General features: G+C 64.2%; 12 protein-coding genes. 8 read left to right on the top strand and 4 right to left on the bottom strand.

The annotated features are described in order from the left end of the window. Nucleotides 1–45: 45 nt before the first annotated feature. The 3 genes from SIN08_RS20455 to aceA form a co-directional block, all read right to left on the bottom strand. A complete protein-coding gene (locus SIN08_RS20455; RefSeq protein ID WP_322453459.1) occupies nt 46–483 on the bottom strand; it encodes a response regulator in 438 nt (145 codons plus the stop codon). Between the two features lie 169 nt (nt 484–652). Next, nucleotides 653–898 carry a hypothetical protein gene (locus SIN08_RS20450; RefSeq protein ID WP_322453712.1) on the bottom strand — a complete coding sequence of 82 codons (246 nt, stop codon included), beginning with the start codon at nt 896–898 and terminating at the stop codon, nt 653–655. A 20-nt stretch (nt 899–918) separates the two neighbouring features. Then, on the bottom strand, nt 919–2,208 hold the full coding sequence (aceA, locus tag SIN08_RS20445) for an isocitrate lyase (protein ID WP_322453458.1): 1,290 nt from the start codon (nt 2,206–2,208) through the stop codon (nt 919–921). A 244-nt stretch (nt 2,209–2,452) separates the two neighbouring features. Between aceA and SIN08_RS20440 the strand changes: the two genes are divergently transcribed. The 7 genes from SIN08_RS20440 (at nt 2,453) to SIN08_RS20410 (ending at nt 10,003) form a co-directional block, all read left to right on the top strand. After that, nucleotides 2,453–3,877, top strand: coding sequence for a helix-turn-helix domain-containing protein (locus tag SIN08_RS20440; protein ID WP_322453457.1), 1,425 nt, complete (start codon nt 2,453–2,455; stop codon nt 3,875–3,877). Nucleotides 3,878–4,040: 163 nt separating this feature from the next. After that, on the top strand, nt 4,041–4,325 hold the full coding sequence (locus tag SIN08_RS20435) for an acylphosphatase (RefSeq protein ID WP_322453711.1): 285 nt from the start codon (nt 4,041–4,043) through the stop codon (nt 4,323–4,325). 260 nt (nt 4,326–4,585) lie between these two features. Continuing rightward, complete coding sequence (locus SIN08_RS20430) at nt 4,586–5,857, top strand: glutamine synthetase family protein (RefSeq protein WP_322453456.1); 1,272 nt, start codon at nt 4,586–4,588, stop codon at nt 5,855–5,857. Between the two features lie 119 nt (nt 5,858–5,976). Continuing rightward, nucleotides 5,977–7,074 (top strand): polyamine ABC transporter substrate-binding protein, encoded by a 1,098-nt coding sequence (locus tag SIN08_RS20425; protein WP_322453455.1) that lies wholly within the window; start codon nt 5,977–5,979, stop codon nt 7,072–7,074. 66 nt (nt 7,075–7,140) lie between these two features. Next, the gene (locus SIN08_RS20420; protein WP_322453454.1) at nt 7,141–8,274 is read left to right on the top strand and encodes an ABC transporter ATP-binding protein; all 1,134 of its coding nucleotides are present in this window, start codon (nt 7,141–7,143) and stop codon (nt 8,272–8,274) included. Between the two features lie 5 nt (nt 8,275–8,279). After that, a complete protein-coding gene (locus tag SIN08_RS20415) occupies nt 8,280–9,188 on the top strand; it encodes an ABC transporter permease subunit (protein ID WP_322453453.1) in 909 nt (302 codons plus the stop codon). Between the two features lie 5 nt (nt 9,189–9,193). Continuing rightward, nucleotides 9,194–10,003, top strand: coding sequence for an ABC transporter permease (locus SIN08_RS20410; protein WP_322453452.1), 810 nt, complete (start codon nt 9,194–9,196; stop codon nt 10,001–10,003). Nucleotides 10,004–10,032: 29 nt separating this feature from the next. Here the strand turns inward: SIN08_RS20410 and SIN08_RS20405 are convergent, their stop codons facing one another. Continuing rightward, on the bottom strand, nt 10,033–11,889 hold the full coding sequence (locus SIN08_RS20405) for an AsmA-like C-terminal region-containing protein (protein WP_322453451.1): 1,857 nt from the start codon (nt 11,887–11,889) through the stop codon (nt 10,033–10,035). A 161-nt stretch (nt 11,890–12,050) separates the two neighbouring features. Here SIN08_RS20405 and SIN08_RS20400 point away from each other — a divergent pair, with 161 nt between their 5' ends. After that, nucleotides 12,051–14,009, top strand: a complete 1,959-nt coding sequence (locus SIN08_RS20400; protein ID WP_322453450.1) for an acetoacetate--CoA ligase — start codon at nt 12,051–12,053, stop codon at nt 14,007–14,009. Nucleotides 14,010–14,074: the final 65 nt, after the last annotated feature.

Raw genomic sequence — 14,074 nt, 5'->3', positions numbered from 1 at the left:
AACAAACAGACAGAGCGGAGGGGCGAGCGCATGCCGCTCCAAGCCTTATTCGCCCAGTAGGCGCTCGACAACCGGCTGCAGCGTGTCCGGGGTTATCGGCTTGCCGACGGTGGCATCGATCGTTGCTCCGTACGGCAGGTCGGACGACGCGGCGGCATCGGCGATCATGAGAACGCGGGGCAGTTTTCGTTCCGAGGCCTTTCGATGCCGAGCGAGTTCGGCAAACAACTGCTCCGCGGCGGGTTCGCCGAGAGGCGCGTCGATGATGACAAGCAGCGGCTGGGTCTTGCGCAGTGCTGCCGGCGCGGCTTCCGGCGTCACCGCTTGCGAGCTCAGGTAGATACGTTCGATCGTCCGGCCGATGACAATTCGGCTGATCGGGGAAGCGGCGACGATGAGAGCCTGCTTCGACCGGATCTGGGCCGCACCGAACGAACCCCGGCCACCTGCAGCGCCGGCCCCTCCCGCGATTTGATCGTGCATGCTTCCTGACCGTTGATGCCCGGGCGCGATGCCCGGTTGAACGCGGGCGCGATAGTTGACATTCGCCGAATTTTGTCAATCCGTATAACTGTACGGGTGTGCCCGGAAAACGCATAGATAAACGCCCCGCGGGCGACCCGCGGGGCGTTGTCGCCCGGAGAAGACGGCGTCAGTCGCCCGTCAGGCCGTTCGTGACGATCACCGGCACAAGCAGATCGCCCCAGTTCCCCTTGCCGCCATGGTGGCGCGCGGAACGCACCAGTTCGACCGAGACGCCGGCCTCCACGGCCTGCATCACGGACTGGTTGAGACGGTGCAGGTCGTTGGCGACCCGGCGCACGATCGCCTGCTGGTCGTTGTTCATAGCGCTGGCCTGCTCTTCGGCCCGTTCCTTCACATGGGTTCTTTGCATCATCATTGACTTTCTCCCGCTTTCTACTCCGCTGCCGGGCGGAACTGGTCGTGTTCGGTGGATTCTCCCATGGCCGTCGTGGAGGACTGGCCGCCCGTGATCGCCATGGAGACTGCATCGAAATAGCCGGTGCCCACTTCGCGCTGGTGCTTGGTTGCCGTGTAGCCGTACGCTTCCGCGGCGAACTCGGCCTGTTGCAGCTCCGAATAGGCCGCCATCTGCCGTTCCGCATAGCCGCGCGCCAGTTCGAACATGCCGTGGTTGAGCTGGTGGAAGCCGGCCAGCGTGATGAACTGGAACTTGTAGCCCATGGCGCCAAGCTCGCGCTGGAACCTCGCGATCGTGGAGTCGTCCAGGTTCTTCTTCCAGTTGAAGGAAGGCGAACAGTTGTAGGCGAGCATCTTGCCCGGATGGTGCCGGTGAACGGCCTCCGCGAAGCGCCGCGCCTGGTCGAGGTCCGGCTTCGATGTCTCGCACCAGATGAGGTCGGAATAGGGCGCATAGGCGATGGCGCGCGCGATGCAAGGCTCGAGCCCGTTCCTGATGTGGTAGAAACCTTCCGGTGTGCGCCCGGCTTCGTAATCGACGAAGGGCCGGTCGCGCTCGTCGATGTCGGAAGTGATCAGTTTGGCGGCCTCCGCGTCCGTGCGGCAGATGACGAGGGCCGGCACGCCCATCACGTCCGCCGCCAGCCTTGCCGCGGTGAGGTTGCGGATGTGCGCCGCCGTCGGGATCAACACCTTGCCACCCAGATGCCCGCACTTCTTTTCAGAAGCGAGCTGGTCCTCGAAGTGGACGCCCGCCGCGCCGGCCTCGATATAGGCCTTCATGATCTCGAAGGCGTTGAGCGGCCCGCCGAACCCGGCCTCCGCATCGGCCACGATCGGTGCGAACCACGTCTCGACGGACAGTCCCTTGCCCTCTGCCGTCTCGATCTGGTCGGCGCGCTGGAAGGTACGGTTGATGCGGCGCGCCAGCTCCGGCCCGGCATTGGCGGGATAGAGCGACTGGTCCGGATACATGGCCGAGGCAGTGTTGGCGTCGGCGGCAACCTGCCAACCGGAAAGGTAAATCGCCTTCAACCCCGCGCGCACCATCTGCATCGCCTGGTTGCCGGTCACCGCACCAAGCGCGTTGACGAAATCATCCTCGTGGAGAAGCCGCCACAGCCGTTTCGCCCCTTCCTCGGCGAGCGTGTGCCGGATCTCGATCGAACCGCGTAGCCTGCGCACTTCCTCGGCCGTATAGGGCCGCTCGATGCCTGCGAAGCGACCGTCCGCAGCGCCCGAAACGAGGTTGTAAAAATCCGTCATGCAAAGCCTCCGTCAAATGCTTGTTCTCACTGTACCGGAACGGCGGCTCATCCCCGCAGCCGTTTCCTGTGACAGGATTTACGCTGCACTGCACCGAAAATCACGAGGATTGCGGCATGGACGGCGTGGAATAAGGTGGATCTGTATTGCTCTTCACAGCCAGCGGAGTAATTTTGTAAACCTGGTAAAACCCCAATTGCCGACGGCTCCATCGGTGCTGTAAAGAACTGTAAAGAGAGATTCGATGGCATCGCAGAAGATCTTCGCCGGCCCGCGCATCAGGCGCATCCGCAATGCCAAGGCGCTTACCCAGACCGCCATGGCCCAGGCCCTCGGCATATCGCCGTCTTATCTCAACCTCATAGAGCGCAACCAGCGGCCGCTCACGGTCCAGCTCATCCTCAAGCTCGCCTCGGTCTACCGGGTGGATCCGGAGGAACTTCACGGCGAAGCCGGCGCGTCGATCACCGCACTGAAGGAAGTCTTTTCCGACCCGCTGCTTGCCGGCGAATTGCCGGGCGAACATGAATTGGTGGAAGTGGCCGAAGCGGCGCCCAATGCGGCCGCCGCACTCGTAAAGCTTTACCGCGCCTATCGCGAGCAGGCGGCGCGGCTGTCGGACCTTTCGGAGATGCTGGCGCGGGAAGGGCGTGCAACTGCCATTTCGGCCGCGCGTCTGCCGCTCGACGAGGTACGCGAGACCTTCGAGCGGCATCCGTACCATTTTCCTGCCCTCGAGGAGGAGGCGGAGGCATTCCACCACCTGCTCGAGCCGGGCGAGGATCTTGCCGGCGCGCTGAAGGCCTGGCTCAAACGCGAACACGGCATCGCCGTGCGCGTTCTGCCGGCCGCCACCATGCCCAACTGGCGGCGCCGCTACGACCGCCATTCGCAGCGCCTGTTCGTCTCCGAACGTTTGGCAGAACCCGATCGGTTGCGCGAGATCGCCATGGAGGCGTGCCTGATGCGCATGCAAGTGGCGATCGCGGCCGAAATCGAGACGCTGAAACTCGCCTCGAACGAGGCGCGGCGGCTCGCCCGCTTCGAGCTGGGCCGCTACGCCGCCCAGGCGCTGATGATGCCCTATCAAGCCTTCCTGGCCGCTGCCGAACGCGCGCGATATGATATCGGCGTATTGGCCGCGCGCTTCCGGGTTTCCTTCGAGCAGGCGGCAAGCCGGCTCGTCACCCTGGCGCGTGAGGGAACATCGGCCGTGCCCTTCTTTCTTCTGGAGGTGGACAATGCCGGAAACCGTCTGCGCCGCGCTGGCGCTGAGGGTTTTCCCGCGAGTCGCTTCGGCGGCGCCTGCCCCAAGCTTGCCGTCCATGCCGCCTTTTCCGAGCCCGGGAGGGTTCTGGTGGAGGCGGTCGCGATGCCCGATGGCGATGCCTTTCTGACCCTGGCGCGCACGGTGGAAGGCCCGCAGGCCGCCTTTGACGAGCGCCCGCGCCGCACCGCGCTTCTCCTAGCCTGCGATCTGGCGCACAAGGACCGGCTCGTCTACGCCGATGCCCTTTCCGCCCACGCGGTGGACGACCCGTTGCCCATCGGCCCGGCCTGCCGGCTGTGCGAGCGCCCGGGCTGTCTGGCCCGCGCCGAACCGCCGGTCACGCGCCCCCTGGGTCTCGATGAAATGGTAACGGGACTGAGCGCCTTCGATTTTCAGTGAATGTCGTCCTGCTTCGCATTGAGCGGTACGCGGGGCAATAGACTGCATCTCAACCTGGAAGGCGAACAACGAATTCAGAAAGGGCCTATACCGACCGATCTCGGTGCGCCGATTGCTTTCAGCCCCGGCCATGGTGCTAAAATGACCGTGAAGAGGTGAGATGATGATGAGTGACGTGAAGGCTTTGCGGGTGCGTGTGTCCGGCCGTGTCCAGGGCGTCAGCTTTCGCTATTGGACGTTGCGCGAAGCCGAGGCGCTGGGGCTTTCGGGCTGGGTGCGCAACGAGCCGGACGGCACGGTGAGCGCACTTATCAAGGGCGCGGAGCCGGCCGTGGACGCGATGCTGGAGCGGCTGCGCGAGGGGCCGAGCGCGGCGCGGGTCTCGCAGGTGACGAGCCAGTCCGCCGATCCCGCCGAGGCACCACCGGATTTCCGTATCACGGGTTGAAGCCGAGCGTCCCCCATTGACAAGCTAAGGGGCCCCGGCGCAGGCTTCTGACAACAACAACAGCGCAAAGGCGTGTCTTGCATAGTGTAAAGGGCGGGTCCGCGGGAGGGCGGACATCGCGTAAAGCCAAAGCCGCGGCGGACGAATCCGCTGCCACCGCTGGTCCGCTTCACGATGGCGGATTCCTTTCCCCCGATCATCAGGCCGAATACGAAGCCTTCGTCGCCGAACACCCCGATCTGGAGGCGGTGGAGTTTCTGTTGGTCGACCCGAACGGGGTCATCCGCGGCAAGTGGGGCCCGGGCGACGGGCTGATCAAGGCCTACCAGGAGGGGGTGAATTTCCCGCTGTCGCTGCACGGGCTCGACGTTTGGGGCCGCGAGGTCGCCGAGACGGGCCTGCACATCGAGTCGGGTGACCGCGACGGCTATTGCCGCGCGACGCGCGGTTCCCTCGCCATCGTGCCCTGGGCCAAGCGCAAGACGGCGCAGGTGCTCCTGCAGACCTTCACGCCGGAAGGCGAGCCCTTCATGGCCGATGCCCGGCAGGTGCTGAAGCACAAGGTGGCCGAGGTCAACGCTAAGGGCTACTATCCCACGGTCGCCTTCGAACTGGAATTCTACCTCCTCGATCCGGAGACCGACTGGGACGACGGCATGCCAGCCCCGGTGGGCGCGGTCGCCGGCCCGGACCGGCTGCGCATGTACGGCCTCGATGATCTTGCCGAGCACGCCGCGCTCTTCGACATGATCCGCGATGCGGCGGATGCGCAGAACCTGCCGATCGACACCATTATCAAGGAGGCGGCACCCGGCCAGTTCGAAGTCAATCTGCGCCACCGGGACGACCCGCTGCGCGCGGCCGACAATGTCATCCTGCTGCGCCGCATCGTGATGGGCTGTGCCCGTGCACACGGGCTCACCGCCACCTTCATGGCCAAGCCCTTCATCGAATATGCGGGTAACGGCATGCATGTGCACGCTTCCATGTGCGACGCCGACGGCAGGAACATCTTTGCCGGCGAGGGCGGCCGCAAGCGTCTGGAGTCGGCGGTTGCCGGCCTGCTCACCACCATGCCGGAATCGCTGCTCCTCTTCATCAACACCTGGAACGGGTTCCGCCGCATCACACCGGGTTCCTACGCGCCGACGCGCGCAGTCTGGGCGGAGAACAACCGCTCCGTGGCGGTGCGCATTCCCGTTTCCTCGGAAGAGAACCGCCGTGTCGAGCATCGCATCGCCGGCGCCGACGCCAACCCCTACCTCGTCATGAGCGCCATTCTCCAAGCTATGGTGGAAGGGATGGAAAGCGGTGCCAAGGCGCCGCCGCCGGTCGAGGGGAATGCCTACGACGCAGACGGTCCCGAACTGCCGGACGACATGGACGACGCGCTGCAGCTCACCATGCGCTCCCGCTTCGTCGACCGCGCGCTGGGCCCGTTGCTGGCCAAGGTCTACCGCGATCTGAAGCGCGCCGAGATCGTTGCCTTCTGGAGCGAGATCACGCCTCTGGAGCGCACGACATATCTGTGATGCCGGAGGAAAATTCCTTCTTGTCGCACTGCGAAAACGAAAATAGGCTTTAAGCCAAAAGCCGGTCGACCCGGGCGGGAAGGCAGGCCGATAGAAGCCGAAAAAATGGGAGTCCGTTCATGATGAAAAGAGCCGCTTTGCTCTCCGCCGCCTCCGTGGCGACGGCGATGCTCGTGACAGGGGCGCTGGCCCAGGATCGGGTCGTGCACGTCTATAACTGGTCCGACTATATCGACGAATCGATCCTGGCGGATTTCACGGCCGAGACCGGCATCGATGTCGTCTATGACGTGTTCGATTCCAACGAGATCCTCGAGACCAAGCTGCTGGCCGGCGGCACCGGTTACGACGTGGTCGTCCCCTCGGGCGAGTTTCTGGGGCGGCAGATCCAGGCCGGCGTCTTCCAGAAACTGGACAAGTCCAAGCTGCCGAACATCGACAACATGTGGGAGATGATCGCGGAGCGCACGGAGGTCTACGACCCCGGCAACGCCTACTCGGTCAACTACATGTGGGGTACCACCGGCATCGGCTACAATGTCGCCGACGTGCAGGAAGCGCTCGGCATCGACAAAATCGATTCGTGGGACGTGGTCTTCGATCCCGAGAAGCTCTCGAAGCTGGCCGATTGCGGCGTCCATGTGCTCGATGCGCCGGCCGAGACGGTGCGCGCGGCGCTGCACCATCTCGGCCTCGATCCCGATTCCCGCGATCCGGAGGATCTGGAGAAGGCGGAGGAGCTTTGGTTGTCCGTCCGCCCCTATATCCGCAAGTTCCACTCCTCCGAATATATCAACGCCCTTGCCAATGGCGACATCTGCCTGGCTGTCGGCTGGTCGGGCGACGTTTTCCAGGCCCGCGACCGCGCCGCGGAGGCCGGCCAGGGCGTGGAGATCGCCTATTCCATTCCCAAGGAGGGCGCGCAGATGTGGTTCGACCAGATGGCCATCCCCGCCGATGCGCCGCATCCGGAAGAAGCGCATGAGTTCATCAACTACATCATGCGGCCGGAGGTGATCGCCAAGGCGTCGAACTACGTCTATTACGCCAACGGCAACGAGGCCTCGCAGGAGCTGCTGGATACGGAGGTTGTCGAAGACCCGGCCGTCTACCCCGATGCCGAGACCCTCGAAAAACTCTATACCACCACGCCCTACGATCCGCGCACCCAGCGTCTGGTGACGCGGCTTTGGACCAGGGTCGTCACGGGGCAGTAGCGGCAAAAGGCGGGGCCCGCTCCACTGCGGGCCCAAGCCGCCACGATACGGGGACGCGGAGCGGGAATGACATCCCTTGGCAGCACGCGCAGGAGCTTCGCCCCGTGGGCCGATCCATCCGCGCAGCCCTATATCCACCTTGAAGGCGTCACCAAGCGCTTCGGCGATTTCACCGCCGTCGACACTCTTTCGCTCACCATCTACGAGCGCGAGTTCTTCGCGCTCCTCGGCGCGTCGGGCTGCGGCAAGACCACGCTTCTGCGCATGCTGGGCGGTTTCGAGCAGCCGAGTTCCGGCCGCATTCTCCTCGACGGCCAGGATATGCAGGGCATCCCGCCCTATCGCCGCCCCGTCAACATGATGTTCCAGTCCTATGCGCTCTTTCCGCATATGAGCGTGGAGGCAAACATCGCCTTCGGGCTGAAGCAGGACGGTATGGCGAAGGCTCAGATCGCCGAGCGCGTCGCCCAGATGCTGAAGCTGGTGAAGCTGGAGCGCTTCGCCAAGCGCAAACCGCAGCAGCTTTCCGGCGGCCAGCGCCAGCGCGTGGCACTCGCCCGTTCGCTCGCCAAGCGGCCGAAGGTGCTCTTGCTCGACGAGCCGCTGGGCGCGCTCGACAAGAAGCTGCGCGAGGAGACCCAGTTCGAATTGATGGACCTGCAGCATGATCTCGGCCTCACCTTCGTCGTCGTCACCCACGACCAGGAAGAGGCGATGACCATGGCCGACCGCATCGCCGTGATGGACAGGGGCCAGGTCCTGCAGGTCGCAACGCCGGCGGAGATCTACGAGGCGCCGACCTCCCGTTTCGTGGCCGATTTTGTAGGCAGCATCAACATGTTCGAGGGCACGCTGCACGACGATGGCGGGCGGCTGGCGATCAACGACGGAAATGGTTCTGCCTTCCGGATTGAAGATGCCGGCGGCGCGGCGGTCGGCGAGACGGTCTGGCTTGCCGTGCGCCCTGAGAAGGTCCGCGTTTCGCGGGCCCGACCGGAGGCGGACAATGCGCTCGAAGGCGAGATATGGGACATCGCCTATCTGGGCGACATGACCGTCTACAACGTCAAGCTGGACGATGGCCGGATCGTCAAGGCGAGCACCGTCAACAGCACGCGCCGCCTCGACGACGCGCTCACCTGGCACGACCGAGCCTGGATTGCCTTTGCTGCCGATGCCGGCGTGGTCTTGAAACGGTAGGCGCGATGAGACGGCTCCTCTCCTCCATCGGCAGCCGTCTCGTCATCGCGGTGCCCTATCTATGGCTCTTCGTTTTCTTCCTCGTCCCCTTCTTCATCGTCTTCAAGATATCGCTGTCGCAGACCGCCATTGCGATGCCGCCCTATCTGCCGGTCTTCGACCTTGAGGGCGGCGTCTCCGGTTTCCTGGAGAACCTGCGCGCGCTTTCGCTTGAAAACTATCTCTGGCTGGCCGGTGATCCGCTTTATGTGAACGCCTATCTTTCCAGCCTCTTCATCGCCGGCGTTTCCACCTTTCTGACGCTGCTGGTGGGTTACCCGCTCGCCTACGGGATGGCGCGCGCGCCGGAGAATCTGCGCCCCGTTCTCCTGATGCTGGTGATCCTGCCCTTCTGGACCAGCTTTTTGATCCGCGTCTATGCCTGGATCGGCATTCTCAAGCCGGAAGGCCTGCTCAACCAGTTCCTTCTCTTTCTCGGGGTCATCGACGAGCCGCTCATCATCCTCAACACGACGACCGCGATCTATATCGGCATCGTCTATTCCTATCTGCCCTTCATGGTGCTGCCGCTCTACGCCTCTCTGGAAAAGATGGATTATTCGCTGATCGAGGCGGCCGAGGACCTCGGCTGCACACCGCTCTCTGCCTTCTGGAAGATCACCTTTCCGCTTTCGCGCGCCGGCATCGTCGCCGGATGCATGCTCGTCTTCATTCCGGCGGTCGGCGAGTTCGTGATTCCCGATCTTCTGGGCGGTCCGCGGACACTGATGATCGGCAAGACGCTGTGGAACGAGTTCTTCTCCAACCGTGACTGGCCGGTCTCCTCGGCCGTTGCCATCGTCCTGCTGCTCATCCTCGTCCTGCCGATCGTCTATTTCCAGCGCGCCCAGGCACGCGCGCGGGAGGAGGGCTAGCGACGATGGCCGGCACCTGGGGACGTTTCAACATCACCGCCATCGTTCTGGGCTTCGCCTTCCTCTATTTGCCCATCGTCCTGCTGATCATCTATTCGTTCAACGAATCGCAGCTGGTGACCGTCTGGGCCGGCTTTTCCACCAAATGGTATGCGGCGATGCTCAGCAACCGCGGGCTCATGGATGCCGCCTGGGTGACGGCGCGCGTGGCGCTCCTCTCGGCAAGCGTGGCGACCGTGCTCGGCACCATGGCGGCCGTGGCATTGACCCGATACACGCGCTTTCGCGGCCGGCTGCTCTTTTCCGGCATGGTGTTCGCGCCGCTGGTCATGCCCGAAGTGATCACCGGGCTTTCGCTGCTGCTGCTCTTCGTGGCCGTCAATTTCGATCGTGGCTTTGCAACCGTGACGATCGCCCACATCACCTTTTCAATGTGCTTCGTGGCCGTCGTGGTGCAATCGCGCCTCCTGTCGTTCGACCAGTCGCTGGAAGAGGCGGCCCTCGATCTCGGCGCGACACCGGTCAAGGCGTTCTTCCAGGTGACCTTGCCGGTCATCTTTCCGGCCGTGATCGCCGGCTGGATGCTGGCCTTCACCCTCTCGCTCGACGATCTGGTGATCGCCAGCTTCACTTCGGGTCCGGGCGCGACCACGTTGCCGATGAAGATCTACAGCCAGGTCCGCCTCGGCGTCACGCCGGAGATCAACGCCGTCAGCACGGTCCTCGTCGGGATCGTCACGATCGGGGTGGTGATCGCCTCGCTCGCCAACAAGCGGCGGGACGTGTTGAAGCGACGCGCGGAAAAGTTGGCCTGACCTCGTTTCCCTTGTCGCGTGTCCGCAAGCTATCGCGCGTCCGACCCCGTGGCGGGCGGCAGAAAGGAGGCGATGAAAGGCGCATCCCACGAGCCGCCGACGAAGAACGTCAGGGGATTGGCCGGCTCGGTCGATGAAGGGGCGCCGTCGGCGGCACGTACCGTGCCGTAAAGGGCGAGACTGCGACCGGCCAGCGGCACGAGACCGTTGACCGAGATGCGGTGCTGTCCGGAAAGCGCTTCCGCCTTCTCGATCTCTGCAACGCCGTTCGCGATGCTCGCCTTCATTTCGGCGCTGTTGATCGCCAGCGTTCCATCCTGCAGTGCTTCGAGCGGGAAGAAATCGCCTTCTATGCTGCGCTCAAGCAATCCTTCGACGCTGAGGCCCGGCACGTTGCCGGCGCCGATCGTGGCCGAGAAGCTGCCGCCAAGCGAGTTCGCCAACTCGGCACCACTGCTGCCGGCCGCCTTCAGGACGGTGGAGAAGGTGCTGCGTGCCTGCGGCACCAGCTTTTGCATGCCTAGCGTGGCGAATAGCTTGCCCGTATCGATGTTCTCGCCCGCCATGCGCAACTCCACCAGCTGCTTCGGGCCGCTGCGGTCGGCCCTGAGCCCGAGCTGGATCGTGCCGCCGAAGGCGGTCGCATCGGAGATGTCGAAGCTCGACAAGCCGTCCTTCACCTTGACGGTTGCCGCGAGGTTGGTCAGCGCCGCGGAACCGAAAGGGGCGTTCACGGCCGAAAGCCGCAGGTCGAAGTCGTAGCCGCTGGCGGCCATTGGCGGGGTGGCGGGTGGTATTGGCGAAGGCTCGGGCGCCAAAGGGCTGAAGGCATTCGCCAGGGCACGCATGTCGAGCGTGTCGAAGGCGAGCGTTCCGGCGATGCTCGGCCGGCTGCTTGTTCCCAGGCCCACTTCCAGCAGACCTTTGCCCGTGCTGCTGCCCAAGCCCAGCGTTGTCTCGCTCAACTGCAGCCGGCGCATTCCGCCGGTGACACGCGCATCGACCGACACAGGGCCGATGCTGTCGCCTGGCAAAAACGTGCCATGTGTCCATTCCGCCAGACGGTTGAGGGAGGGAGCTGAGAACGTCAGTCGCCCGTCGAAGTAGTTGTCCCCCGACAGGTTCACCGCACCTTGGAAGGAAGCGTTTGCCGGCGGTGCCTGCAGGGACAGGCGCACAGGGGTGCTGCCGCCTCCCAGAAGGAGGAGCGGCTGCTCACTGGTGACTTCCAGATTGACGGTCTCGCCCCTCCAGATGCCGTTAGCCGATAACCTGGCTTGCCGGTTTAGTGCCGGCCATTCGAATTCGCCGGTCAGGCTGGTGACGATATCCACGTGTCGGTCGCCTGTCCTCCTGATGATGCGTGCATCGTCGAACTCGATCTCGCCAAAGCTGTCGGTCGGCAAGGCGTCTGTGTTCGGGTCGGTGGGCGCAGCGGAAACGATATCGCGTGCCGAGGCGATGGAGCGCGCCATCCGTCCCCAGTTCTGCGGGGGAGGCAAGTTGGGATGCTCCGCCCTTCCGCGCAAGCGCAGGACCGGACGGATCAGCCGGATCTTCGTAAAGACGATTTCGCCCTGCAGGGCCGCCAGGGCCGAAAGGTCCACCTCCACCCGTTCCGCCTCGAGAACCGGCACCGGATCGCCGTTGCCCCATTCCGACAGACTCACATCGTTGAGCACGGCCTGAAAGGTCGGCCAAACGCGCAGGTTCGGTGTCTCCTCCAGGCGCACGCGGTAGCCGCTCCATGCACTAAGCTGATAGGCGATGCCGTCGCGTACGATCTGCGTGGAAGCGATCAGGGGAAGGGCGATCACTGTCAGGATCGTCAGCACCACCACGATGCCGACGGCCCATAAGCTTCGTCTTGCCAAAGAAACCGGCATTGTCCCTCGCCCGATGGCCGGTTCGGCCCGCTGCCCGCCCGCGAAAGCGGTTTAAACCATACGCCTTTTATTTCAACCCTTTGTGGCCGAGTTAAGCCGAGCACGCTTGCCCATCCATTTCTCCACAGGCATAAACCGCTCAATACAGGAGGAGCATTACGATGCAGCAACAGGAGCCGCTTTGGACACCGTCCGCCGAGAAGGTTGAAGCCGCGCCGGTTACCGCGTTCGCGCGGGCGGCAGCGCAGGTTTCCGGCCGGGTGCTTGGCGATTATGCAGCCCTGCATCGCTGGTCAGTGGAGGAACGCGCAGCATTCTGGTCGCTGGTCTGGGAATTCTGCGGCATCATCGGCGAGCGGGGAGAGGAGGTCCTGCGCGATGGCGACAGGATGCCGGGCGCCGCGTTCTTCCCCGATGCGAAGCTGAACTACACCGAGAACATGCTGCGCAAGGGCGGCACGGGTGACGCGATCGTCTTTCGCGGCGAGGACAAGGTCGAGCGTCATCTGTCCTGGGATGCGCTGCGCGATCTCGTCTCGCGCCTGCAGCAGCTCTTCCGGGCCGAGGGCGTGAAGCCCGGCGACCGCGTTGCCGCCATGATGCCGAACATGCCCGAGACCGTGGCGGCGATGCTGGCGGCAGCCTCGATCGGTGCCATCTGGTCGTCCTGCTCGCCCGATTTCGGCGTGCGCGGCGTGCTCGACCGGTTCGGCCAGATCGAGCCGGTCATCTTCATCGTGCCCGACGGTTACTGGTACAACGGCAAGTCCTTCCCGGTGGGGGAAAAGACGGCGGAGATCACCGCTGCGCTGCCCAGCGTGCGCAAGGTCTTGGTAGTCGACTACCTCGGCACCGCCCGGCAGGCGGCGGGTGGCATCGACCGGGCCGAGGCGCTGGAGGACGCGCTGGAGCCCTTTGCTCCGAGGGAACCGGAATACGAACGCCTGCCCTTCGCGCATCCCCTTTACATCCTCTTTTCCTCCGGCACGACCGGGATCCCGAAGTGCATCGTCCACTCGGCCGGCGGTGCGCTGCTCCAGCACGTGAAGGAGCATCGGCTACACGCCGGCGTCGAGGACGGCGACCGCCTCTTCTATTTCACCACCTGCGGCTGGATGATGTGGAATTGGCTGGCCTCCGGTCTCGCCTCCGGCGCCACGCTGCTGCTCTACGACGGCTCGCCCTTCCATCCTGACGGCAACGCGCTTTTCGATTTCGCCGAAGCCGAGCGTATGACTCATTTCGGCACTTCCGCGAAGTTCATCGACGCCGTGCGCAAGGCGGATCTGGAGCCCGCCCGAACCCACGATCTGGCATCGCTCAAGACCATGGCTTCGACCGGATCGCCGCTGGCGCCGGAGAATTTCGAGTTCGTGTATCGCGCCATCAAGAAGGATGTGCATCTGGCCTCCATCTCCGGCGGCACGGACATCGTCTCGTGCTTCGTGCTGGGCGTTCCGACCCTTCCGGTTTGGAAAGGCGAGATCCAGGCGCCCGGTCTCGGTATGGCGGTCGATGTCTGGGACGAGGCAGGACGACCGTTGCCGAGCGGCAAGGGCGAACTCGTCTGCACCCGCCCTTTCCCGGTGATGCCCGTGGGTTTCTGGAACGATCCGACGGGCGAGAAATACCGCGCCGCCTATTTCGCCCGCTTCGACAATGTCTGGTGCCATGGCGATTTCGCCGAGTGGACGTCCCATGGCGGCATCGTCATTCACGGGCGCTCGGACGCCACCCTCAATCCCGGCGGCGTGCGCATCGGCACGGCGGAGATCTACAACCAGGTGGAACAGTTGCCTGAAGTCCTGGAATCGATCTGCATCGGCCAGGAATGGGACGACGACGTGCGCGTGGTGCTGTTCGTCCGACTGGCCGAGGGCGTCTCGCTCGACGACGCCCTGAGCAAGAAGATCCGTGACAAGATCAAGACCGGCGCCAGCCCGCGCCATGTGCCAGCGAAGATCGTCGCGGTGCCGGACATCCCGCGCACCAAGTCCGGCAAGATCACCGAGCTTGCCGTGCGCGATGTCGTCCACGGCCGGGAGGTAAAGAACAAGGAGGCGCTGGCCAATCCCGAGGCGCTGGACTTCTTCCGGGATCTGCCCGAACTGAAAGGTTAACAAAAGCCTGCCGCCGAATTTACCGAGAATCCGGGGCGCTAGGCGTTCGGTTAAAATTCGGTGCT

It is taken from the genome of Chelativorans sp. M5D2P16, assembly GCF_034427935.1.
Lineage (GTDB): Bacteria > Pseudomonadota > Alphaproteobacteria > Rhizobiales > Rhizobiaceae > Chelativorans.
This window is presented reverse-complemented; position numbering and strand designations above follow the sequence as displayed.